Annotated in this window: 21 protein-coding genes; 11 read left to right on the top strand and 10 right to left on the bottom strand. The window is 73.7% G+C overall.

Features of this window, described 5'->3' with window-relative positions; all coding sequences use genetic code 11:
• The first annotated feature begins 30 nt into the window (after positions 1–30).
• The 3 genes from JOE68_RS15455 to JOE68_RS15465 are packed head-to-tail and all read left to right on the top strand — an operon-like array spanning position 31 to position 2,827.
• Positions 31–801: a deoxyribonuclease IV gene (locus JOE68_RS15455; protein ID WP_204843039.1), complete on the top strand. Its 771-nt coding sequence runs from the start codon at positions 31–33 to the stop codon at positions 799–801.
• Positions 798–2,189 (top strand): glycosyltransferase family 87 protein, encoded by a 1,392-nt coding sequence (locus tag JOE68_RS15460; protein WP_204843040.1) that lies wholly within the window; start codon positions 798–800, stop codon positions 2,187–2,189. Before JOE68_RS15455 ends, JOE68_RS15460 begins: the two co-directional genes overlap by 4 nt.
• A complete protein-coding gene (locus JOE68_RS15465; RefSeq protein ID WP_204843041.1) occupies positions 2,186–2,827 on the top strand; it encodes a class I SAM-dependent DNA methyltransferase in 642 nt (213 codons plus the stop codon). Before JOE68_RS15460 ends, JOE68_RS15465 begins: the two co-directional genes overlap by 4 nt.
• A gap of 86 nt (positions 2,828–2,913) precedes the next feature.
• Here JOE68_RS15465 and JOE68_RS15470 read toward each other — a convergent pair whose 3' ends face one another.
• The 4 genes from JOE68_RS15470 to JOE68_RS15485 all read right to left on the bottom strand — a co-directional run bounded on the left by JOE68_RS15470 (position 2,914) and on the right by JOE68_RS15485 (position 8,354).
• Complete coding sequence (locus JOE68_RS15470) at positions 2,914–3,138, bottom strand: hypothetical protein (RefSeq protein ID WP_204843042.1); 225 nt, start codon at positions 3,136–3,138, stop codon at positions 2,914–2,916.
• Between the two features lie 119 nt (positions 3,139–3,257).
• Positions 3,258–4,811, bottom strand: a complete 1,554-nt coding sequence (locus tag JOE68_RS15475; protein WP_204843043.1) for a glycosyltransferase family 87 protein — start codon at positions 4,809–4,811, stop codon at positions 3,258–3,260.
• Positions 4,812–4,945: 134 nt separating this feature from the next.
• Complete coding sequence (locus JOE68_RS15480) at positions 4,946–7,858, bottom strand: transglycosylase domain-containing protein (RefSeq protein WP_307819698.1); 2,913 nt, start codon at positions 7,856–7,858, stop codon at positions 4,946–4,948.
• 91 nt (positions 7,859–7,949) lie between these two features.
• Positions 7,950–8,354, bottom strand: a complete 405-nt coding sequence (locus tag JOE68_RS15485) for a DUF5318 domain-containing protein (RefSeq protein ID WP_204843044.1) — start codon at positions 8,352–8,354, stop codon at positions 7,950–7,952.
• A gap of 164 nt (positions 8,355–8,518) precedes the next feature.
• Between JOE68_RS15485 and JOE68_RS15490 the strand changes: the two genes are divergently transcribed.
• The 7 genes from JOE68_RS15490 (at position 8,519) to JOE68_RS15520 (ending at position 16,055) form a co-directional block, all read left to right on the top strand.
• On the top strand, positions 8,519–9,061 hold the full coding sequence (locus tag JOE68_RS15490; RefSeq protein WP_204843045.1) for a PadR family transcriptional regulator: 543 nt from the start codon (positions 8,519–8,521) through the stop codon (positions 9,059–9,061).
• A 42-nt stretch (positions 9,062–9,103) separates the two neighbouring features.
• Positions 9,104–10,195 carry an inositol-3-phosphate synthase gene (locus JOE68_RS15495; RefSeq protein ID WP_204843046.1) on the top strand — a complete coding sequence of 364 codons (1,092 nt, stop codon included), beginning with the start codon at positions 9,104–9,106 and terminating at the stop codon, positions 10,193–10,195.
• 412 nt (positions 10,196–10,607) lie between these two features.
• The gene (locus JOE68_RS15500) at positions 10,608–11,000 is read left to right on the top strand and encodes a peptidase inhibitor family I36 protein (protein WP_204843047.1); all 393 of its coding nucleotides are present in this window, start codon (positions 10,608–10,610) and stop codon (positions 10,998–11,000) included.
• Between the two features lie 366 nt (positions 11,001–11,366).
• Positions 11,367–11,810: a peptidase inhibitor family I36 protein gene (locus JOE68_RS15505; RefSeq protein ID WP_204843048.1), complete on the top strand. Its 444-nt coding sequence runs from the start codon at positions 11,367–11,369 to the stop codon at positions 11,808–11,810.
• A 63-nt stretch (positions 11,811–11,873) separates the two neighbouring features.
• Positions 11,874–13,034: an MFS transporter gene (locus tag JOE68_RS15510; RefSeq protein WP_204843049.1), complete on the top strand. Its 1,161-nt coding sequence runs from the start codon at positions 11,874–11,876 to the stop codon at positions 13,032–13,034.
• 167 nt (positions 13,035–13,201) lie between these two features.
• Positions 13,202–15,283 carry a PhoX family protein gene (locus JOE68_RS15515; RefSeq protein ID WP_204843050.1) on the top strand — a complete coding sequence of 694 codons (2,082 nt, stop codon included), beginning with the start codon at positions 13,202–13,204 and terminating at the stop codon, positions 15,281–15,283.
• 91 nt (positions 15,284–15,374) lie between these two features.
• Entirely contained in the window at positions 15,375–16,055 is a 681-nt protein-coding gene (locus tag JOE68_RS15520) for an SDR family oxidoreductase (RefSeq protein WP_204843051.1), read from the top strand.
• Here JOE68_RS15520 and JOE68_RS15525 read toward each other — a convergent pair.
• The 4 genes from JOE68_RS15525 to JOE68_RS15540 form a co-directional block, all read right to left on the bottom strand.
• On the bottom strand, positions 16,052–17,356 hold the full coding sequence (locus tag JOE68_RS15525; protein ID WP_204843052.1) for an amidohydrolase family protein: 1,305 nt from the start codon (positions 17,354–17,356) through the stop codon (positions 16,052–16,054). The two genes, JOE68_RS15520 and JOE68_RS15525, sit on opposite strands and share 4 nt — an antisense overlap.
• Positions 17,357–17,429: 73 nt before the next feature.
• A complete protein-coding gene (locus tag JOE68_RS15530) occupies positions 17,430–18,599 on the bottom strand; it encodes a sensor histidine kinase (protein ID WP_204843053.1) in 1,170 nt (389 codons plus the stop codon).
• Between the two features lie 441 nt (positions 18,600–19,040).
• Entirely contained in the window at positions 19,041–19,682 is a 642-nt protein-coding gene (trmB, locus tag JOE68_RS15535) for a tRNA (guanosine(46)-N7)-methyltransferase TrmB (protein ID WP_239563977.1), read from the bottom strand.
• Between the two features lie 92 nt (positions 19,683–19,774).
• Entirely contained in the window at positions 19,775–20,356 is a 582-nt protein-coding gene (locus JOE68_RS15540; RefSeq protein WP_204843055.1) for a hypothetical protein, read from the bottom strand.
• Positions 20,357–20,587: 231 nt separating this feature from the next.
• Between JOE68_RS15540 and JOE68_RS15545 the strand changes: the two genes are divergently transcribed.
• Complete coding sequence (locus JOE68_RS15545) at positions 20,588–21,787, top strand: S8 family serine peptidase (RefSeq protein WP_307819699.1); 1,200 nt, start codon at positions 20,588–20,590, stop codon at positions 21,785–21,787.
• Positions 21,788–21,800: 13 nt separating this feature from the next.
• Here JOE68_RS15545 and JOE68_RS15550 read toward each other — a convergent pair whose 3' ends face one another.
• Complete coding sequence (locus JOE68_RS15550; protein WP_204843056.1) at positions 21,801–22,709, bottom strand: ABC transporter ATP-binding protein; 909 nt, start codon at positions 22,707–22,709, stop codon at positions 21,801–21,803.
• A 141-nt stretch (positions 22,710–22,850) separates the two neighbouring features.
• On the bottom strand, positions 22,851–23,612 hold the full coding sequence (locus JOE68_RS15555) for a hypothetical protein (RefSeq protein ID WP_204843057.1): 762 nt from the start codon (positions 23,610–23,612) through the stop codon (positions 22,851–22,853).

Genomic DNA, 23,612 nt, shown 5'->3' on the forward strand with positions numbered 1-23,612 from the left:
CGTCACCCCTCCCGACTACTCTGCACTGTCATGCGCATCGGAGCCCACGTCCGGGACGACGACCCGCTGGGCGCCGCAGCCGCTCGCGGGGCCGAGGTCGTCCAGTTCTTCCTGGCCGACCCGCAGGGGTGGAAGGCGCCGCAGCCGCACCCCCGGGCGGACGCGCTGCTGGCCTCCGACCTGGACGTCTTCGTCCACGCCCCGTACGTCGCGAACGTGGCGTCGCTGAACAACCGCATCCGCATCCCGTCCCGCAAGCTGGTCCTCCAGCACGCCACCGCCGCGGCCGGGGTCGGCGCCAAGGGCCTGGTCGTGCACGGCGGCCACGTCGCCAAGGGCGACGACCCGGCCGACGGCATCGCGAACTGGCGCAAGATGTTCGAGCGGCAGGCCGCCGACGGCGGCTTCGCGGTCCCGGTCCTGATCGAGAACACCGCGGGCGGCGACAACGCGATGGCCCGCTCGTTCGACGTGCTGGCCCGGCTGTGGGACGCGGTGGGCGGGTTCGGCGCCGGGTTCTGCCTGGACACCTGCCACGCGTTCGCCGCCGGCGAGGACCTGGTCGGCGTCGTGGACCGGGTCAAGGCCATCACCGGGCGCATCGACCTGGTGCACCTGAACAGCTCGCGGGACCCGTTCGGCTCCGCCCGCGACCGGCACGCCAACATCGCGACGGGCACCGTCGACCCCGGTCAGCTGGTCGCGGTGGCCGCCGCGGCGGGCGCGCCGGTGCTGGTCGAGACCCCGGACGAGGGGCAGGCGGAGGACATCGCGTTCCTCCGCGAGCACCTGGGTCGATGAGCGCGGCGCGAGAGGCGGCGGTCGCGCCCGGGCGGGTGGGCGGGCGGGCGCGGCGGCTGGGCCGGTCCGCGCTGGCCGCGCTGGTCCTCCTGTGCGGGGTGACCCTGCTGCTCGGCTTCGCCAACAAGGACCGCTGCACGGGGCCCGAGTTCGACCAGTGGGGCCGCAGCCAGCCCGACTACAACGAGCGCAACAAGGGCGAGGTCTGCTACTCCGACATCCAGCACCTGTGGATCGGCCGGGACGTCGACCGGCACGTCTTCCCCTACGTCAACGGCGGCATCGACGCCGGCGGCGCGCTGGTCGGCGGCACGGTCGAGTACCCGGTGCTGACCGGCCTGCTGATCTGGGCCGGCGCGGCCTTCGCGCACACCGACGCGTCCTTCCTGCTGTTCTCCGCGCTGCTGATGGCGCCCTTCGGGCTGGCGACGGCGTGGCTGCTGGGCAGGCTGAGCGGGTGGCGGGCGCTGCTGTGGGCGATCGGGCCGCCGATGGTGCTCTACGCGTTCCACAACTGGGACCTGCCGGTCGCGTTCTGCGCGGTGGCGGCGGTGTACGTCGTGCACCGGGGCTGGGGCCGCGCGCCGCGGCCGCTGGCCGACCGCGCGGTGGTCGCGGCGGTGCTGCTCGGGCTCGGGTTCGCGTTCAAGATCTACCCGGCGGCGTTCGTGCTGCCGCTGTGCCTGTACGTGCTGACCGGCGGGCGGGGCGGGCGGGAGGGGCCGCGCTACGACTGGGCGGGCGTGGTCCGGGTGCTCACCGCCGCGGCGGTCACCGTGGTGCTGGTCAACCTGCCGTTCGCGCTGATCGGGTTCGAGGGCTGGCGGGCCTCGTTCACGTTCCAGCAGCTGCGCCGCGTGGACATCACCACGAACTCGGTCTGGTTCTGGTCGCTGCGGCCGTTCATGCCCGACGAGTCGATGCAGGCGCTGGTGGGCGTCCTGTCGCCGCTGAGCGTCCTGGCGTCGTTCGCGCTGGCCTGCTGGATCGGCTGGCGGCGGTTCCGGCGCGAGGGCGCCTACCCGTGGGTGCAGGTGTCGGCGGCCATGCTGTGCGGGTTCCTGCTGCTGCACAAGGTGCACTCGCCGCAGTACACGCTGTGGCTGGTGCCGATGTTCGTGCTGCTGCGCATCCCGCTCGGGTGGGTGTTCGCCTACTTCGCGGCGGACCTCGCCATGGGCATCGGCATCTTCCGCTGGTACTACGCCATCGAGTTCGGGCAGCCCTCCGGCATCTACGACGGCTTCTCGGCGCAGGCCGTGGTGATCGGCGTGTGGGGCCGGGCCGCGCTGCTGGCGGCGCTGTTCTTCGTGTTCCTCGGGTCGCGGGTGTCGTTCCGGGACCGCCCGCCGGACCGGGAACCCGCGGCGGAGGTGGGCGCGACGTGACCGATCCGGACTTCCTGGCCACGACCCGGACCGCTTACGACGTGGTGGCCGCGGACTACGAGGAGCTGCTGCGCGACCACCTGGCCGGCTGCCCGGCGGACCGGGCGGTGCTCGGCGCGTTCGCCGAGCTGGTCACCGGCGAGGTCGCCGACGTGGGCTGCGGCCCCGGCCGGATCACCGCGCACCTCGCGGCGCTCGGCCTGGCCGCCTTCGGCGTCGACCTGTCGCCGCGGATGGTCGCCGTCGCCCGCTCCCGCCACCCGGGCCTGCGGTTCGAGGTCGGCTCGATGACGGGGCTGGACCTGCCCGACGCCGGCCTGGGCGGGGTCGTGGCGTGGTACTCGGTGATCCACGTCCCGCCGGAGCACCACCCGGGCGTGTTCGCCGGGTTCCACCGCGTGCTGCGGCCCGGCGGCCACCTGCTGCTGGCGTTCCAGGCGGGCGACGAGCGCCGCGACATCACCGAGGGGTACGGCCACGAGATCACCATGAGCGCCTACCGGCTGCCGCCGGAGCGGGTCGCCGCGCAGCTCGTCGAGGCCGGCTTCAAGGTGCGCGCCACGCTGGTGCGCGCCCCGGAGCCGCAGGAGAAGACCCCGCAGGCTTACCTGCTGGCCCGCAGGCCGCAGGCCGGCTGACCCGCCGCCCCGGCCCCGGGAACCCGGTCCCGGGACCGCCGGCCCCGGGAGCCCGGTCCCGGCGGTCCCGCTCCGGCGGTCCCGCCTCAGGAGCCCGGCAGCGCCGGGGGCTGCACCGGCTTCCCGTTGTGCACACCGCCCGTGCACTGCCAGGTGGCGCCGTCCTGGCCCGGCAGCGGCAGCCCGCCGCCCAGGAAGCACTGCAGCGGCGTCAGCTCGGCCTGCTGCGCCACCGCGGGCGCGGCGGCCCCGACCGCCACGCCGAACGCCAGCGCGGCCGCCGCCGCCATCGTCGTCACCCGTCGCACCATGATCGCTCCCGTCCCCGGCCGCGTGTCGGCGGACCCCGGCTACCCGCTCCGGCGGGACAACTGCGCGACTTCACCCGCACGTGTGACGCCCGAGCACGCCGGCGCGGGGAGCCCCCCGGTCAGACCGGGACGGGGGCCTCGCGCCGCGGCCGCAGGCGCAGCACCCGCTCGTCCGGCGCGCCGTCGAGGAACCCGCCGCACGGGTCGTCGTCGCCGGCCCGCCGCACCAGGTCCCGCGACGGCCGGTAGACCTCCCGCACGACCAGCACGCACAGCGCGACCACCGCGACGTCCCGCACCACCACCGCGCCCAGGAACCAGTCGATCGGCAGGCCCTTGTTGTCCGTGCCCAGGTAGAAGAACATCCGCGGCACCCAGACCAGCGCGTCCACCACCATCCACGCCAGCAGCAGCCGCCAGCGCGGCAGCGCCAGCACCGCCAGGGGCACCAGCCACAGCGAGTACTGCGGGCTCCACACCTTGTTCGTCAGCAGGAACGCCGCGACCACCAGGAACCCGAGCTGCGCCAGCCGGGGCCGGGTGGGCGCGGACAGCGCCACGTACCCGATCGCCGCGCAGCACAGCAGGAACAGCACCGCGCTGACCGTGTTGAGCACCTCCGGCGCCTGGCCCTGGACCAGGCCGGGGTCGAAGCCCTCCCAGCCGGTCCACTGCGCCACCACGTTGTACAGCGAGTCCGGGTCGACCCCGCGCTCGGTGTTGAGCCGGAAGAACTCCCGCCACCCGTCGGGGTAGAGGTAGGCGATCGGCGCGTTCACCGCCGCCCACGTCGCCAGCGCGGTGCCCAGCGCCGTCAGCCCCGCGCGCATCCGGCCGGCCCGCCAGCACAGCAGCAGCAGCGGCCCGAGCAGGAACAGCGGGTACAGCTTCGCCGCGCCGCCCAGCCCGAGCAGCACACCGGCCAGCACGGGCTTGCGGCGCGCCCACGCCAGCAGGCCCGCCGTCGCGAACGCCGTCGCCAGCGTGTCGAAGTTGGTGAACGCGTGCACCACCACCAGCGGCGACACGGCCACCATCGCGGCGTCCCACGGCCTGCGCCGGGCCAGCCGCAGCACCGCCCAGGTGGTCACCAGCCACGCCAGCGCCAGCCACAGCGCGGTGATGTCGAAGTACACCACCACGGTCATCGGGTTGGGCAGCCAGCCGGACTCGGCGATCCGGGTCCAGCCCTGCGCCATCCGCGCGTTGAACCACTGGAACACGCCGGTCAGCACCGGGTACTCCATGTACCGGACGTGCGCGGTCGGCTTGCCCTCGTCGTCGATCCAGGACGTCTTGTAGGGGAACGTCTCCGGCTTGTCCAGGCGCTCGGCCGTGTACAGCGGCACGGTGTCCGAGTAGCACATGGCGGTGAACTGCTTGCTGCCCCGCCAGTCCAGCTGCACGACCCCGTTCTGGTCGACGTACTGCTGGATGCACGGCGACTTCTGCACCCACGCGAACGCCAGCGTCACCACCGCCAGCAGCAGCACCACCCGCAGCGGCGTCCAGAACCACTGCCTGCCGACCGAGGCGTGCCTGCCGACCGGCCCGCCGAACGGCTTGGCCGCCGCCCGGGCCAACGGCTCGGTCCAGGTGGGGCGGACGCGCTCTGCGGGGCTGAGCGAATCGGTGTCGTCGTCGTTCGCCGTCTGCTGCGAAGGGCTGGCCACCTGCCGGATGCTACGGGCCGGGGCGGACAGCCGCGGTGAAGCCGCTCGGGTCGCGCCGGCGCCGGGTTCGGGGCGGAACGGGACGAGGCGCGCACCCCGGGGGTGCGCGCCTCGCCGTCATCGGTCGACCGGGGCTATCTGGTCGGTGGACCGCCGCCGCCGATCGGGTCGGGATCCGGGTCGGGCACCGTCGTCGTCTGGCACAGCCGGCCGATGCACGTCGGCGGCGTCGGCCGCGTCGTCGTCGGGGGCGTCGTCGTCTCCTCGGTGGTCGGCCGCGTCGACGTGGTCGTGGTCGGCTTCTGCTCTTCTTCCTTCTTGGGCGTGGTCGTCGGGACGGTGGTGACGACCCGGCGCTTCTCGTACTCGCCCATCGGGTTGGCCTTCGGGAACTTCTCCGGCTGCGTCCCCTCCAGCGCCCGGTCCATGAACTTCCGCCAGATCTCGCCCGGCAGGTCCGAACCGAAGATCGCCTTGCCGTTGGCGTCCACCAGCGCCTCGTTGCCCTGGTCGCGTCCCATCCAGACCGCCGTGGACAGCGACGGGGTGTACCCGACCATCCACGCCTTCGAGTTCTGCTCGGCCGAGCCCGGCAGCTCGTGGGTGCCGGTCTTGCCCGCGCACTCGCGCCGGCCCGCGCAGTCCAGCTCCGAGTACTTGATGACGGGCTTGAGCGACTCCGTCACGTTGTCGGCGATGTCCCGGCTCTTCTGCTGGTCGTCGCCGAACGCGCTGCGCGTCACGTCCTCGTGCTGCTTGAGCGGCTCGCCGTCGGCGCTGGTGATCTTCTTGATGAAGTACGGCTCGTGGTAGACGCCGCGCGCCGCGAACGACGCGTAGGCCGAGGCCATGTCGAACGGCCGCACCTGCGCCTCGCCACCACCGATGGCGATACCGGTGCCGGGAGGGCCGCCGTTCTCGCCGACCAGGAGCTGCTTCTCCCGGCCGTCGACCTTCACCGTGCGCGGGATGCCCGCCTGGAACGCCGCCTCGGCCACTGCCTGCGGGCCGATCTCGTTGGCGACCAGGTCGTAGAACACCGTGTTCAGCGACATCTCCATCGCCTCGCGCAACGAGCACTGCTTGCCGCAGGAGTTGTTGCGGTCCGACGAGTTGCGGATGACCACGTCGTCGGCCGGACCGGGCCCGCCCGGGAAGGTCTTCGGGGAGACGCCGTCGTAGGTCGAGCCGAGGCCCTTGCCCCGTTGCAGCGCGGCCACCAGGTCGAACGGCTTGAACGACGACCCGGCCTCCTGGACGATGCCGCGCGCGTAGTCGATCCCGTTGCCGTCCATGCCCGCGTGGTAGGCCCTGACCGCGCCCGTGTGCGGGTCGATCGCGGTCAGCGACTGGCGCAGGCCCTCCGTCTGGCCCTCCATCACCTCTTTGATGACTTCTTCCGCGGCGGTCTGCATCTCCGGGTCGATGGTGGTGTGGATCGTGATGCCGGACTGGTGGGCCTGCTTCATGTCCCAGCCCAGGCCGTTCTCCTTGTCCTCCAGCTCGGCGAGGACCTGGTTCTGGATCAGCAGCCGCGGGCCCTCCAGGCCGCTCTGCTGCACCTCGGCCAGCGGTCGCAGCGGCGGCGGGGTCCGCTCCGCCTCCCGGTACTCCTTGGTGATCCAGTTGAACCGCAGCAGCTGGTCCATCGCGTGGTTCCAGCGGAAGGTGACGTACTCGGTGTCCTCGGACAGGCTGGGGCTCTGGATCATGCCCGCGAGCAGGGCGCACTCGGACGGCGTGAGGTCGTTCAGGTTCTCCTTGTTGAAGTAGACCTTCGCGGCCTCCTTCACGCCGTACGCGGAGCGGCCGAGGTAGATGGTGTTCAGGTAGGCGGTGAGGATGTCCCTCTTGTCCTGCTGCTCGGACATCTTGTACGCCTTGACCAGCTCGGTGAACTTCCGGCTCAGCGTGTTGTCGTCCTGCTGGCTGGCCTGCTTCACGTACTGCTGGGTGAGGCCCGAGCCACCGCTGTTCCGGTCGGTCACCTGGTACCAGACGGCGCGCGCGATGGCGGTGAAGTCGAAGCCCGGGTTGGTCTCGAAGGTCGGGTCCTCGACCGCGAACACGGCCCGCTTGAGCTGTTCGGGCAGGTCCTCGTACTTGACCAGGGTCCGGTTCGCGCCCGACGGCGCGATCTTGGTCATCACGGACTCGTCGTCGTAGAGGATGGTGACGACCTTGGCCTGCTCGGCCGCGACCTGCTCCGGGTTCGGGACGATCACCAGCTGGTAGGCGATGGCGAACGCGACGATCGGCCCGAGGATCAGCAGGAACAGGCCGACGTAGCCGATGCGGCGCACCCGGCGCCAGACCTTGCGCCGGCGGAGGGCCTTGGCCTCCTCCGGGGTCGGCTCGTCGTCGTACTCGTCCTCGTAGAACGGCTCGATCGCGATCTCGTCCTCGCGGTGCGTGAGGAGTTCGGGCTCGCGGGCGACGGTCTGGTGCACCGGGGGGAGCAGGTCGGTCGGCTCCTCGCCGGGCCGGCGGGGGCCGCCGGGCACGGCCGGGCCGCCCATCGGGGGGCGGCCGGGCGGGACGGGGCCGTGGGGCCGGCGGATGCCGCCGGGGGGCGTGCCGGCGCGCCCGGCGCCCCTGGGCACCTGCCGCGTCGCGTTGGGGTCGGCGCCCGCCGCGCCGGGCGGCGGGGTGTTCGGGCCGCCGGGGCGGGCCGGGCCGCCGGGCCTGCCGCCCGGCGCGCCGGGGCCGCCCTGCTCGGGGCGACGACCGGGGCCGCCCTGGGGGATGCCGCCCGGCGGGGTGCCCGCGCCGCGGGGACCGCCGCCCTGCGGGATCCCGCCCGGCGGGGTGCCCGGCGGGCGACCGCCCTGCGGACCGCCGGGGGGCGGGGTCCGGGGGATGCCGCCGGGGGGCGTGCCGGGGCGGGGACCGCCCTGCGGGCGCGCGAAACCACCTGGTGGGGTGTTCGGACGCTCCGGCTGATCCCCGGCTCCGCGGCGTGGTGCGTGCGCTCCGCCGTCCGGGTCCTCCCCGGTCGGCCACTGCGGCTCGCCGCCACGTTGCCTGTCGTCATGCTGGTCGTTCACGAAAAAGCCTCCCAGACCGGCGTGCCGTCGCACGCGGTTCGGTGGTCGTACGCCGTCGCCCTGGTGGACGACGCCCGGGGTCGGGAGTGGTTCACTCCGCCGCGGTCCTCCTCCGTGGCTTCCGAGAGCTCACGCCACGCGTTCCCAGGACGTATGACTGCACCAGGTGGTTCCAACTGCATGTGCGGCAAACTTCCACGACGTACACGGTGAACTCCTCGAAGAGGCTCGCCATGCGCGTCAGCTCGTCGACGGTGCGCGCGGAGCCGGCCGCGTGCTTGAGCTCGTCGCCGTAGACCCAGGACACCAGGGTCAGGGGTTCCTTGCGGCACACCGGGCAGGTCACGTCGCTCGGCCGGCCGTGGAACTTCGCAGCTCGCAGCAGGTACGGGCTCGCGTCGCAGACCTCCATGGTGCCCACTCGGCCCGCGTAGACCTCCGCCAGCAGCGCTCGGCGCTGCAGCGCGTAGTCCACGACCTGCCGTTGGGTCAGCACGGGACCAGAGTACGTGGCGGCCCGTCACCTTCGTTGGGCCGTTCAGGGCAGTGGCCGTGATCACGGTGTGACCTGGTGCGATGCGCCACTTCTCGAGTCGTGGGCGGATGTATCGCACCGATATAGTCGGGACACCCATCGGCGGTGCGTGCGAGGAGGTGTGCGTGCTGGAGTTCGCGATCCTCGGCCTGTTGCACGAGGCGCCGATGCACGGCTACGAGCTGCGCAAGCGCTTGCACGAGCTGTTGGGCGCGTTCCGCGCGTTCTCCTACGGGACGCTCTACCCCACGCTGCGCCGGTTGCAGCGCGAGGGGTGGATCGCCGAGGAGGCGCCTCAGGAGGCCCGTTCCTGGGGTCGCCGCGCGCGCAAGGTGTACGAGCTGACCGCCGAGGGCAAGGAGCGGTTCGGTGACCTGCTGGTCAACGCGGGGCCCCAGACCTGGGACGACGACTCGTTCGGCGTCCACCTGGCGTTCTTCTCCCGCACGCCCGCGGAGATCCGGGTGCGGATCCTCGAAGGCAGGCGCAGGCGGGTCGAGGAGCGCCGGGAAGGGCTGCGGACGGCCTTAACGGGCGCGAGCGAGCGGATCGACCGCTACACGCGCGAGCTGCACCGCATGGGGCTGGACAGCACCGAGCGCGAGGTGCGGTGGCTCAACGAGCTGATCGCGCACGAACAGGCAGAACTGCGCGAGCGGGACGAATAGCCCACTGGGCACTGACGTAGAGAACAAGAAGGAGGACTCGGCATGGGCGACAACCGCCGCACTGTTCGAGTGGCCATCGTCGGGGTCGGCAACTGCGCGGCGTCGCTGGTGCAGGGCGTCCACTACTACCGCGATGCCGACCCGAGCGGTCGGGTGCCCGGCCTGATGCACGTGGAGTTCGGCGACTACCACGTGCGCGACGTGGAGTTCGTGGCCGCGTTCGACGTCGACGCCAAGAAGGTCGGCGTCGACCTGTCCGAGGCGATCGGCGCGAGCGAGAACAACACGATCAAGATCGCCGACGTGCCGCCGCTGGGCGTCACGGTGCAGCGCGGGCACACGCTCGACGGGCTGGGCCGGTTCTACCGGGAGACCATCGAGGAGTCCGACGAGCCGCCGGTCGACGTGGCCCGGGCGCTGCGGGACGCCGAGGTCGACGTGCTGGTGTCCTACCTGCCGGTGGGCTCGGAGGAGGCGGACCGGTACTACGCGCAGGCGGCCATCGACGCGCGGGTGGCGTTCGTCAACGCGCTGCCGGTGTTCATCGCGTCCGACCCGGAGTGGGCGCGCAAGTTCGAGGAGGCCGGCGTCCCGATCGTCGGCGACGACATCAAGTCCCAGGTCGGCGCGACCATCACGCACCGCGTGCTGGCCAAGCTGTTCGAGGACCGGGGCGTCCAGCTCGACCGCACCATGCAGCTCAACGTGGGCGGCAACATGGACTTCCTGAACATGAAGGAGCTGGAGCGCCTGGAGTCCAAGAAGGTCTCCAAGACGCAGGCGGTCACCTCCCAGGTGGACCGGGACATGGGCAAGCGGAACGTGCACATCGGCCCGTCGGACTACGTGTCCTGGCTGGACGACCGCAAGTGGGCCTACGTGCGGCTGGAGGGCCGGGCGTTCGGCGACGTGCCGCTGAACCTGGAGTACAAGCTGGAGGTGTGGGACTCGCCGAACTCGGCGGGGATCATCATCGACGCGGTGCGGGCGGCGAAGATCGCGCTGGACCGCGGCGTGGGCGGCCCGATCCTGTCGGCGTCGTCGTACTTCATGAAGTCGCCGCCGGTGCAGTACTCGGACTCCGAGGCGCACGAGGCCGTCGAGGCGTTCATCCGCGGCGACGCGGAGCGCTGACCCGGCGCCGACGCGTTCCGGGCGCGTCCCCCGCACCCGGCCCGCCGCCGGCCGGCCACCCCACCGGACCCCCTCGTCCCCGCGCGCCGAGGGGGTCCGGTCGTCCCCGGGGTCACCCCGCCGTCGCGGCGCGCGGTGTTCCACCCGATCGGCGGGTGTGCGGTTGGACGGGGCACGCGCGGGCACCCCGGCGCCACCGGTGCCGTCCCTCACACGCGTGGTGCCGGTACCACTCACAGCGGTGGGTGGGTCCGAGGTGGGTGGCGGGCGCCGTCACGGGCCGCAGCACACCGGGCATGATCGGCATTTGTGCTGGTCAGCGCGTTTTTCCACCGAGCGGTAGACACAGCGGGTGCCGGAGCACCCGATGGCTCCGGGTTGTCCGTCCCTCCGCTCGGAAGGGGTTTGCCCCATGGTTTCCACCGCTCTGCGCCTGGCCCTGGTGGCGCCGGTGCTCGCCTTGGCCGCGGTGCTGCTGCCCGTCGTGACCGCGCAGGCCGCCCAGCCGCCCGGCGCGGCCGACCCCGGCCCCCCGACGCCCGCGATCACCCGCTGCGACGCCCCGAACGTCTGCGCCTGGACCAAGCCCAAGGGCCTGGGCACCGGGTGGCAGCGCAGCCAGTCCGGCTGCCACAACACACCGTGGGCGGCGTTCTCGGTGAGCAACCAGTCGAACAAGTACGTCACCTTCTACGAGGGCAAGAACTGCAACCCCGCGACCAACTACTTCGGGCTGAACGCCCGCACGTACAGCGACTACGCCGGTGGCCTCAAGACCGGCGTCAAGAGCTTCTACATCCCGTAGCGAGCCCCGGGGAACCCCCCGGTGCGCCGTCCCACGGCCGCGCACCGGGGGGTTCGCCGCATCCGGGCGCCGCCCCCCGAAGTCCGACGCCGGGAGGTTCACCTCATCGGGCGCGGCACGGCCCCGTGCGCGGGGCGTCGCCCGGCGGGTCGGCGGAGAGGGTCCCCCGCGGGGGCGGCGTCCGCGCCACTCACAGCGGTGGGTGTCCGCCGAGCGGGGCAGCGGGCGTCGTCACGGGCCGCAGCGCTGCCGCTGCCGGCACATCGGCGCTGGTGAGCGGTCCGCACGGGCGGGCGGTAGACACAGGGGCGCCGGGGTCCCGTCGGCTCCGGGAGTCCTGTCGCCACTCTGAGGAAGGGTTCTCCGATGACCTCCACCGCCCTCCGCTCGGCCCTGCTGCTGCCGGTGGCCGCGCTCGCGGTCGTGCTCGCCCCCGCCGCGCAGGCGCAGTCCGCCTCCCCGCCGGAGACGACACCCGGACGGGTCGTGCCCTGGCCGCCCAACGCCTGCGAGAGCGGCTACACCTGCGTCTGGTCCGGCACCTACGGCTCGGGGAAGAAGTGGAAGACCGGCGCGGCGGGTGATCACCACGTGGCGCTCGCCGACCGGCTCGGGAAGGACGTCCCCGCGCGCTCGGTCTACAACAACTTCCCGAAGAGCACGAAGAAGGTCGTCACCTTCTTCGCGGGCTACGACGCCAAGGCCAAGAAGTGCAGGGGCAGCAGCTTCACCCTGGGCCCGGGGCACGGCAGCGGCGAGGCCGGCGGCGCGCCGATGGGCTCGAAGGTGCTGTGCTTCCGCGTCCCGTGACGGGGACGACCGTGTGAGCACACTTACTTAGCTACCCTAATCAAATTCTGTTAGGGTGGCTAAGTGAATTTCCTCGACCAACCCCGTCAGGTGTGGGTCACGGCGTTCGCCGCGGTCATCGCGTTCATGGGCATCGGGCTCGTCGACCCGATCCTGCTGTCGATCGCGGAGGGCCTGCACGCCACCCCGTCCGAAGTCACCCTCCTGTTCTCCTCCTACCTCGGCGTCCAGGTGCTGGCCATGCTGTTCACCGGGGCGGCGAGCGCGCGGTTCGGCGCGAAGCGCACGCTGGTCGCCGGCCTGGCGCTGATCGTCGTCGCGACCGCCCTGTGCGCGCTCGCGTCGGACATCACCCAGCTCGTCGGCCTGCGCGCCGTCTGGGGCCTGGGCAACGCCTTCTTCATCGCCACCGCGCTGAGCGTCATCGTCGGCGCCGCCACCGGCGGCCAGGGCAGGGCGATCCTGCTCTACGAGGCCGCCCTCGGCCTCGGCCTCTCCGTCGGGCCGCTGCTCGGCGCGCTGCTGGGCAGCTTCTCGTGGCGCGGGCCGTTCATCGGCACCGCCGTCCTGATGGCCGTCGCGTTCGTCCTGTGCTCGGTCTTCCTCGCCGGCGACGGGCCGCGGAGCCCGATCGGCCTGCTCGACCCGCTGCGCGCGCTGCGGCACCCCGGCCTGCTGCGCACGGCCCTCGGCTCCGCCCTCTACACCGCCGCCTTCTTCACCGTCCTGGCCTGGTCGCCGTTCGTGCTGCGCTGGGGCGCGGTGGCGATCGGGCTGGTCTTCTTCGGCTGGGGCGTGGGCGTCGCGGTCTCCAGCGTGTGGCTCGCGCCGAAGCTGGCCGACCGGTGGGGCGAGCGCCGCGCGACCATCGCCGCCGTCCTCGCGTTCGCCGCCCTCATGCTGGTCATGGCGGTGCCGAGCAAGCCGCTGCTGGTGGTCGCGGTCATCGTCAGCGGTGTGGTGAGCGGTCTGCTCAACACCCTGTTCACCGGCACGGCGATGAGCGTCAGCCCGGCGCCCCGCCCGGTCGCGAGCGCCGGCTACAACTTCCTGCGCTGGCTCGGCGGCGCGCTGGCGGCGACGTTCGTCAGCCACCTCGCCCAGCCGTTCGCGGTCGCCGCGGTCGCGTGCGCGCTGGCCGCCGCCCTGCTGGCGGTCGGGCGCACCCGCGAGCGGCCGATCACCGCGCAGGACGTGCTCGTCGGCGAGGACGTGGTGGGCTGACGGCGCCGCCCCCGCCGCGGGACCCGGCCCCGGCACGTGCCGTGACCAGCCGGTTCCGGGCGGCAAGGCGGTGAGGTGTTCGCCTGCCGTTCACCTCGCCGTCCGCTGGACGAGGCGTTGCCGACCTACGGTCGCCGGGTTCCCACCGAGCGACCCCGGAGGTCCGCGTGTCCTCATCCACCGAACGGGGGCGGCGCCTGCTGCCCCTGCTGACCGACCACCCCCTCGGGCGGTCGGCGATCACCTGCAAGTACCGGTGCGGCGACGCCTGCGCGCACGAGGCGCCCAACACCTCCGACAACGCCTACTTCGGCGACGTCGTGAGCGAGGTCGTGCGCCGGCGCGGGCTGCTCAAGGCGGGCGCGGTGCTCGCCGTCGCGGGCGCGGGCGTCGGGCTCGCGGGTGCGGGCACGGCCGCCGCGGCCCCCGAGGTCGAGGCGGACCGCGACCTCGGCGGCGGTCGCCGGCGGGACGGCCTGAACTTCGCCCCGGTCGCGCCGAACACCGAGGACCGCGTCGTCACGCCGGAGGGCTACGAGTCGGCCGTCGTGATCCGCTGGGGCGACCCGGTGCTGCCGGGCGCGCCCGCGTTCGACTTCGACGCGCAGACCCCGGCCGCGCAGGCCCGGCAGTTCGGCTACAACAACGACTTCTGCGGCCTGGTCCCGCTGGACCACTGGAACCGCTGGCTCATGGTGAGCAACCACGAGTACACGACCGAGGAGTTCCTGTTCCGCGGCTGGGACCCGGACAACCCCACCCGCGAGCAGACCGAGATCGCGTGGGCCGCCCACGGCCTGTCCGTGGTGGTGGTCGAGCGCGACCGCCGCAGCGGCAGGCTGACGCCGAAGGTGGACCGCCACTTCAACCGCCGGATCACCGCCACCTCGGAGTTCCGGGTGACCGGACCGGCGGCCGGCTCGCAGCACCTGAGGACCTCGGCCGACCCGACCGGCACGAAGGTGCTGGGCACGCTGAACAACTGCGCGGGCGGCGTCACGCCGTGGGGCACGATCCTGTCCGGCGAGGAGAACTTCAACCAGTACTTCGCCAACGCCGGCAGCATCACCGACCCGGTGCAGAAGGCCCGGCTCGCCCGCTACGGCCTGTCCGGCGCGGCGACGACCCGCAAGTGGGAGCGGTTCGACAAGCGCTTCGACGTGGCGCAGGAGCCCAACGAGCCCAACCGCTTCGGCTGGGTCGTCGAGATCGACCCGCTGGACCCGAAGTCGACGCCGGTCAAGCACACCGCGCTGGGCCGCTTCAAGCACGAGGGCGCCAACGTCATCGTCGCCCGCGACGGCCGGGTCGTCGCGTACATGGGCGACGACGAGCGGTTCGACTACATGTACAAGTTCGTCTCCGACGAGCGGTACAAGCCGGGCAACAGCCGCCACGCCCGCGAGCACAACAAGAAGCTGCTCGACAAGGGCACCCTGTACGTCGCGAAGTTCACCGGCGACAGCCCGGCGGCCGAGGTCGACGGCAGCGGCAGGCTCCCGGCGGACGGCGAGTTCGACGGCTCGGGCCAGTGGATCCCGCTCGCCTCCGGCGACAAGTCCTTCGTGGACGGCTTCACGGCCGAGGAGGTCTACGTCTTCACCCGCCTGGCGGCGGACAAGGTCGGCGCCACCAAGATGGACCGCCCGGAGGACGTGGAGCCCAACCCGCGCAACCGCCGCGTGTACGCCGCCCTGACCAACAACACCGACCGCGGCAAGGCCGGCAAGGAGGGCGCGACCGAGCCCAACCCGCGCCTGAACAACCGGCACGGCCACGTGCTGGAGCTGGAGGAGCGGCGCGGCGACAACACCGCGCTGACGTTCTCGTGGAAGCTGCTGCTGGTGTGCGGCGACCCGGCCTCCCCGGACACGTACTTCGGCGGCTACGACAAGACCCAGGTGTCGCCGATCTCGTGCCCGGACAACGTGGCGTTCGACCCGCAGGGCAACCTGTGGATCTCCACCGACGGCAACGCCCTGAAGTCCAACGACGGCCTGTTCGCCGTCCCGGTGGAGGGCCGCTACCGGGGCCGCGTGAAGCAGTTCCTGACCGTGCCGAAGGGCGCGGAGACCTGCGGCCCGGTGGTCCAGGACGACTTCGTGCTGGTCTCCGTGCAGCACCCCGGCGAGATCGACGGCGCGTCGGCGGACAACCCGCTGTCCCACTGGCCCGACGGCGGGACCACCCAGCCCCGGCCCGCCGTGGTCGTGGCGTGGAAGAAGGACCGGGGCCGCATCTGTGGCTGACCGCCCGGAGCCGGGGCCGGTGGCGGGAGGGGGCGCCGCCGGCCCCGGCGGCGGTTGGCGCGGGGCCCGGGTCGGCTCTTAAAGTCCAGCCATGAGCGATCGACCCGTTGCCCTGATCACCGGCGCCTCCCGGGGGATCGGCCTGGCCGTCGCCCGGCGGCTCGCGGACACCCACGACCTGCTGGTGGGCGGTCGCAGCGCGGCGGCGCTCGCCGAGGCCGCCGCGCTGCCCGGGGCGCGGGCGTGGCCGGTCGAGCTGACCGACGGGCGGGCGCTGGCCGCGGCGGCGGGGGCGCTCACCCGCCTCGACGTCCTGGTCCACAGCGCGGGGATCGCCGAGCTGGGGCCGCTGGCCGAGGTGGACGCCGACGCCTGGCGGCGGGTGCTCGAGGTCAACGTCGTCGCCGTCGCCGAGCTGACCCGGCTGGTGCTCCCGCTGCTGCGCGCCGCCGCGGGGCACGTGGTGCTGATCAACTCCGGCGCCGGGCTGCGGGTCAACCCCGGCTGGGGCGCCTACGCCGCGAGCAAGTTCGCCCTGCGGGCCTACGGCGACGCCCTGCGCGCCGAGGAGCCGGACCTGCGCGTCACGTCCGTGCACCCCGGCCGCGTGGACACCGACATGCAGCGCGGCGTCCGCGCCCACGAGGACGGCGACTACCAGCCCGACCGGTACCTGACCGCCGACTCGGTGGCCAAGGCCGTCCTCGCCGCCGTCCTGGCCGACGAGGACGCCCACGTCACCGACGTCGTGCTCCGCCCGCGCCCGCGCTAGCCGCGCAGCCGCCGCGACACCGCCGCGACCCCCGCCTGGGCCGCGCGCCGGTCCACGCGGGTGGTCTCGCCGTCCGCCACGACCTGCTCGCCGGCCACCCACACGTCCTTGACCCGGCGCGTGCCCGACGCCCACACGAGGTTCGCCAGCACCTGGTCGTCCGGCGCGTCCAGGCCGGTGGCGAAGGCCGGGTCGTCGACGTCCACGTGCACCACGTCGCCCCAGCGACCCACCTCCAGCGCGCCCAGGTCGTCCCGGCCCAGCGCCGCGGCCCCGCCGCGGGTGGCCAGCAGCAGGGCGTCCGCCGCGCGCAGGGCCGTCGCGTCCATCGACGTCACCCGCGCCAGCAGCGCCGCCAGCCGCGCCTCCTCGAACAGGTCGAGGTCGTCGTTCGAGGCGGGCCCGTCGGTGCCCAGCCCGACCGGCACGCCGGCGTCCAGGTACGCGCGCAGCGGCGCGATCCCGGACGCCAGCTTGGTGTTCGAGCCTGGGCAGTGCGCGACGCCGACCCGGTGCTCGGCGTAGAGCGCGACGTCCTCCGCCGACAGGTGCACCGAGTGGGCCGACAGCACCCGCCCGCCGAGCACCCCGGCCTCCGCCAGCAGCCGGGGCACGGAACCGTGCGAGGCCCGCTGCGCCCGGTCCTCCTCGGGCGACTCGGCCACGTGGACCTGCAGCAGCGCGCCCCGCTCCCGCGCCTCGCCCGCGACCGCGGCCAGGGCGTCGGGCGACAGCAGGTACGCCGAGTGCGGGCCGTAGGACAGCTCGACCCGCTCGTGCGGCCCGAAGCGGAGGCCGTCGGCGTCGATCCAGCGCGAGACCTCGTCGGTCATCGGCCGCCACGGCATCCCCGGCAGGTCCATGATCGCCGCGCCGAACAGCACGCGGGAGCCCGCCCGCAGCACCGCGTCGACCAGCTGCGGGCCGTGGAAGTACATCTCCGCGCTGGTGGTCACGCCGTTGCGCAGCATCTCCACCGCGCCGAGCAGCATCCCCGCGCCGATGTCCGACGGCGTCATCCTCGCCTCGGCCGGCCACATCGCCTCCCGCAGCCAGCGCAGCAGCGGCAGGTCGCCGCCCAGCCCGCGCAGCACCACCATGGGGCTGTGGGCGTGGGCGTTGACCAGGCCCGGCAGCAGGATGCCGCCCAGCTCGCGGACTTCGCCGGCGAACTCCGGCGCGTCGGCGGCGGCGCCCACGTGGGCCACCCGGCCGTCGACGACGTCGACCACCGCGTCCCGCAGCACGGTGCAGGACGGGTCGCACGGCAGGACGACGGGGGCGTGCAGGCGCAGTGGCATGATCCGATCCTGCCGCACCGGGCGCGCCCGCGGCACCCCGCGGTGGCCGGGCCCGCTCACCGCGCCGGCGGGCTCACCGCGTCTCGGCGACGGGCAGCTCGGCCCGCACCTCCCAGCCGCCCGCCTCCCGCCGCCCGGCGGAGAACCGGCCGCCCAGCAGCTCCACCCGTTCCCGCATCCCGACCAGGCCGAACCCGCCGGAGCCGCCGACCGGCGCGGCCTTCGGGGCGCGGCCGTCGTCGGTGACCACGACGTGCACCACGTCCGAGGCCGCCGACACCGAGACCTCCACCCGGGTGACCCCCTCGGCGTGCTTGCGGGTGTTGGTCAGGGACTCCTGCACCAGCCGCAGCACCGAGCGCCCCAGCGCCGGCGGCACGCCGGAGGGCAGGTCCAGGCTCAGCCGCACCGGCTGGCCGGACTGCGCGACCACCTGCCGCACGTCGTCGGCCAGGTCGCTGGACGCGGCGGGCGCGTCGGTCTCCGAGCCGCGCAGCGTGCCCACCAGCCGCCGCATCGCGGTCAGCGCCTCGGCGCCGCTGCGCGCGATGACCGGCAGCACCTCCCCGGCGGCGCCCGGGACGGCCTGCGCCGCCTGGGCGTGCACGACGATGCCGGTCACGTAGTGCGCCACCACGTCGTGCAGCTCGCGGGCCAGCGCCATCCGCTCGGCGTGCTGCGCCGCCGCCACCTCGGACCGCAGCAGGGTGGCGCGCTCGCGGTCGCGCGCCCGGAAGTACAGGCCGGTGCCGACGGAGAGCAGCAGCAGGAACCCGCCGGCGATCAGCTGGCCCCACGTGGTGGGCCCGTCGTAGCCGAGGTCCCGGTAGTGCCGCTCCCAGTACGACGGCCGGACGACCTGCGTCACCGCCGACGACGCGACCAGCGCCGCGGTGCCGGCGACCGCCCGCCAGGCCGGCTCCTGCCGCACGACGACCGCCACGACCGCCATCACCGCGGCGGCCTCGGACAGCGCCAGCCCGGCCACCATGGGCACGGTCGGCGGCTGGTCGGCCAGCCGCAGCAGCACCGAACCCGCCAGCACGGCGGTCGCGCCGGCCAGCGCCGCGTCCAGCGGCCGGCGCGGCGCGAGGACCGCCAGCGCGCCGAGCACGACCGTGCCGGGCGCCTGCCACCACGTCTCCGCGGCGAGCGCTTCGGTGCCGATCAGGAAGAGCAGGGCGCAGGCCAGCGGCCACTGGCGGCGGGTCAGGGTGCGCCAGCCGAGGTGAGTGCTCTCCACGGGAGGTCACGGTATGTCCTCGGGGCTGATCCCGCGTCGTTCCGCGGTAGTGGGGCGCGTCATCCGGGGGACTGACCCGATCGCTACCGGAAATACCCCGCTGGCCGATGTCGGATGACCTTTTCGGGGGTGACTCTGAAGTGGTAGTCGGGGAACGGAGGAACGTGATGTTCAGCGTGGTGGCGACGTGGGCCGGAGCGGTGCTCGGCCTGGTGGTGCTGGCCCTGATGGCGCTGGCCGGGGTGCTGGTCGATTCGCAGCGGTGACGGCGGGCGCCCGGCGCGGCCGGCGGCGCGGTCGCGCGCGGTGGGTCGGGGAATGCGGCCGGGGGGTTTCCGCCGGCGGCGCCGGAAAAGCGCGGCGGGCCCGATCGGCGGCGTGGTCGCGGCCGGCGGGGCGGTCCGGCGGGTCCGGTCAGGCGGGGCGGTCCGGCGGGTCCGGTCAGGCGGGTCCGACCCGCTCGAAGACCAGGTCGTGGCTGGCCCGGTCCTCCTCGACCGCGCGCTGCTCGAACTTGGTGACCGGCCGCCAGTCCGGTCGCGGCGCCCAGCCGGCGTGCCGGTTGCGCAGCAGCGGTTCGGCCGAGCAGACCGCCAGCATCTGCTCGGCGTAGTTCTCCCAGTCGGTGGCCAGGTGGAGGGTGCCGCCGGGGGCCAGGCGGGTGGCGAGCAGGCCGACGAAGGCGGGCTGGACCAGCCGGCGCTTGTGGTGCTTCTTCTTGGGCCACGGGTCGGGGAAGAAGATGCGCACGCCCGCCAGGGAGCCCGGGGCCACGTGCTCGGTGAGCAGGTCGACGGCGTCGCCGCGCAGCACGCGCAGGTTGTCGACGCCCAGCGCCTCGGCGCGCATCAGCAGCTGCGCCAGGCCCGGCTTGTAGACCTCGACGGCCACGTAGTTCAGCTCGGGCGCGGCGGCGACCAGTCGCGCGGTCGTCTCGCCCATGCCCGAGCCGATCTCCAGCAGCACGGGGGCCTCGCGGCCGAACCACGCGGCGAAGTCCACGGGACCGGCCGGGAGCGCCTTGACCTCGCGGCCCAAGCGCTCCCAGTGGCGGTCCCACGCCCGCTGCTGGCCCACCGTCATGCGCTCACCGCGTTGCACGTAGCTCACGACGGACCGGTGGTGCGGCGGGTGCTGGCTGGACGTCGTCACGGGCGTACAGCCTAAGCGGTCGGTCAGGCGGGGTTCTCCAGGTCCTCGATCCGCTCGCGCAGCCCCGAGGGGGTCAGCTCGACCGGTCGGGGCAGACCGGGGCCCCGGTGCGCGGGCAGCAGGTCGACCCAGCCGGGGTGGCGGTCGGTGAACTGCACGGTGGTGGGTTCGGCGGGGCCGTACACGCCGCTCTCCGACGGCACGAACTCCCAGTAGCCGACCTCGCCCTCCTCCGCCCAGGGCACGAACACCCAGCCGGGTCGGGCGGCGAGCAGGTCGGTCACCTCGTCCTCGACGGCGAAACCGGCCGCGCGGGAGGGCAGCCGACCCCGGTCGAGGGCCCTGAGCCACCAGGGAGCGGGTGCGCCGCCGCCGACGGCGCGGTAGAGGGTGAGCACCTGCTGCTCGTCGGCCCGGTGGATCCAGGCGCGGCGGGCGTGGGCGGGTGCGGTGGCGATGCCGGCGGAGCCGGCGGGTTCGATCGCGTGCGACCACTCCAGCGCCATCATCGGTACGACGCGAAGGGTGTGGTCGCGTTGCCGTGGCAGTTCCGGGGACCGGGTCGCCGGGAAGCCGGTGTTCAGGTTCGGATCGAGCACCGTCACGGGTTCACCTCCGGTGGGTTCCTTGACGGGGGTATCCGAATTCACGTGCGACGCGGCGCCGCCTCGCGATTCGGTGCTTTCCATCTGACCTGGTTCGGCGCGGTTTGTCATGGAGCTGTGCGAGAGTTCACGGGGTTGTGACGAACCCCCTGCTCCGATTGCCACATCGCACGCCGTTGAAACATGAATGATACACGGAATATTTGTGACGTCAACCACAGGGGGATTTCCGTGGCGCTTCGAACGGGTATCGCCGCGATCGCTTCGGCGATATTCCTGTCGACCTCGGCGATGGGGCCGGGAGTGGCGCACGGGCAGCCGACCGCGGAACAGCGGTGGCATTTGGCGGAGTTGGGCGTGCCCGCGGCGCACCGGGTCGCGCGCGGCGAGGGGGTGGTGGTCGCCGTGGTCGACTCCGGGGTGGACGACGCGGTCCCGGACCTGGCCGGCGCGCTGCTGCCGGGCGCCGGGTTCGGCTCGGCGGAGGGCACCGACGGCACCCGGGACGCCGGCGGGCACGGCACCGCGATGGCCGCGCTGATCGCCGGGCGCGGGGTGCCGGGCGGGGTGCTGGGCGTCGCGCCGGCGGCCCGCGTCCTGCCGGTCTCGGTGGGCGCGGACGGCGCGCGGTTCACCACCGAGGCGGTCGCGGCGGGCATCACCTGGGCCGTCGACCAGGGGGCCGACGTGGTCAACCTGTCCCTGACCACGGAGGCGGCGCAGGCCCCCGAACTGGTGCGGGCGGTCGACCACGCGTTCGAGCACGACGTCGTGGTGGTCGCCGGCACCGGCAACGCCGGCGTGCCGCGCATCGGCGCGCCGGCGAACGTCCGCGGCGTGGTCGCGGTGGCCGGGACCCGACCGGGCGGGCTGCCGTGGCCGTCGTCCAACACCGGTCCGGAGACCGTCCTCGCCGCGCCCGCCGAGGGCGTCGTGACGGCGCTGCCGCGGTCGGTCCCCGGCTCCGGGTTCGCGGCGGTGGACGGCACCTCCGCCGCCGCCGCGCTGGTTTCCGGGGTGGCCGCGCTGGTCCGTTCGCGCTATCCGGGAATGGACGCCGGGAACGTCGTGAACCGGTTGATCGCCACGGCGGTCGACCTCGGCGGAACCGGTCGCGACGACACCACCGGTTTCGGTCTGGTGGACGCCGCGGCGGCGGTCGATTCCGCGGTGGCCCCGGTGGAGCGGAATCCGCTGGCGCCGCCGCCCCGCACCACGACCCCGCCGGCCGCTTCCGCGCCGCCGCCCGCCGGCGATTCGCGCGCGACCGGGCCGGGACCGGTCGCGGGCGACGGGATCCGGGTCGCGGTGGCGCTCGGCGGCCTGTTCCTGGGGGTGGTCTCGGCCGTGGTGGCGGGTGTCCTGCCGGCGCGCCGGAAACGGCCCCCGGCGACCCGCCCACCGCCCGCCGACGGGTCCCGGCGGCGGTGAGCGGCGCGCCCGGTCACTCGTGCGCGTGGTACTCGACGGATTCCCGGGTCAGCTGCATGAAAGCCTCCTCCAGCGAGCCCAGCTGGGGGCTCAGCTCGTGGAGGGTGATGCCGTTGGCCGCCGCCAGCTCGCCGATGCCGGCGGCCGCCACGCCGTGCACGACCAGGGCGCTGTCGGCGGCCGAGTCCTCGACCCGGGCCGACCGGGCGGTCAGCAGGTCGCGCAGCCGGTCCAGCTGCGGGGACCGCACCTTCACCGCGTCCTCGGTGGCGTCCTTGATGAACCGCTCGGTGCCGGTCTGGGCGATGAGCCTGCCCTTGCCGATGACGACCAGCTCCTGCGCCGTCTGCGCCATCTCCGACAGCAGGTGGCTGGAGACGAGGACGGTGCGGCCCTCGTCGGCCAGGCGGTGCATGAACCGGCGGATCCAGAGGATGCCCTCCGGGTCCAGGCCGTTGACCGGCTCGTCGAACAGCAGCACCTTCGGGTCACCCAGCAGCGTCCCGGCGATGCCGAGGCGCTGGGACATGCCCAGCGAGAACCCGCCGGCGCGGCGCTTGGCGACCTTGGTCAGGCCGACCAGGTCGAGCACCTCGTCCACCCGCCGGTCGGGGATGCCGTTGGACCTGGCCAGCCACTGCAGGTGCGCGCGCGCCGAGCGGTTGGGGTGCACCCACTTGGCGTCCAGCAGCGCGCCCACGGTCAGCAGCGGGCGGCGCAGGTCCTGGTAGCGCCGGCCGTCGACCAGCACCGAGCCGCCGGTCGGCCGGTCGAGGCCGAGGATCATCCGCATGGTGGTGGACTTGCCCGCGCCGTTGGGGCCGAGGAAGCCGGTGACCCGGCCCGGCTCCACGGTGAACGACAAGTCGTCCACGGCGACGGTCCGGCCGTAGTGCTTGGTGAGCCCGGTCGCTTCGATCATGTCCGCTCCCGTCTGGTCCCGCCTTGCCCGAACGTGGACGACGGGAGCTCGGGCCACCCCCCGAAGGTGACCCGAGCTCCCCTCCTCTCCCCCTGTTCGCCCGCGGGGTCGGCCCCGACCCCGGCCCCGCGGGCGGACGACCTAGGCGTCGCGGCGCTTCACGACCACCAGCGAGATGACGTAGACCGCGATCGCGACACCCGCGAAGTAGGCGAACGAGCCCCACGGCGACAGCTCGCCGATGGCCGGCGGCCCCGCGCCCTCCGGGATGGCGCTCGCGTCCGGCTCGCCGAAGATGAACTTGGCGACCACGGTGAACGGCATCCACTTCTGGATGTCGTCGCCGATGTTCGGGATGAACCCGACGACGCTCTCCAGGACCAGCGCGAACACCAGGATGATCGACACCGCGCCCGCGGTCTGGCGGACCAGCGCGCCGACGCCCAGCGCGAGCACCGCGCCCGCCGCGTAGACCAGGCCGACGCCGGCGACGTGCCGCCAGTCGTTCGCCGTGGTCAGGCCCAGCTGCGAGGTGTCGTCGGCCAGCAGCAGGCTGATGCCCCACGACCCGAACGACGACGCCAGGCCCACCAGGCCGGCCAGCGCGGTCACCACGACCGCCTTCGCCACCAGCGGCGAGATGCGGTCGGGCGCCGCCTGGAAGGTGGACTTGATCGTCCCGAACCGGTACTCGGTGGTGACCGCGAGCGCCGCCATCACCATGACCACGTAGAGCCCGAACGTGTGGGTGAACACCGCCGCGATCACCGGCATCGGGGCGTTGTCCCAGTTGGCCGCGATGATCGCGGTGATGCCGACCGTCAGGCCCAGCGCGAGCAACATGCACCACCACGGCGACCGCGTGGTGAAGAGCTTGATCCGTTCAACAGCGAGCAGAGTCAT

This window comes from Saccharothrix algeriensis (assembly GCF_016907655.1).
In the GTDB taxonomy this organism is placed as follows: domain Bacteria; phylum Actinomycetota; class Actinomycetes; order Mycobacteriales; family Pseudonocardiaceae; genus Actinosynnema; species Actinosynnema algeriense.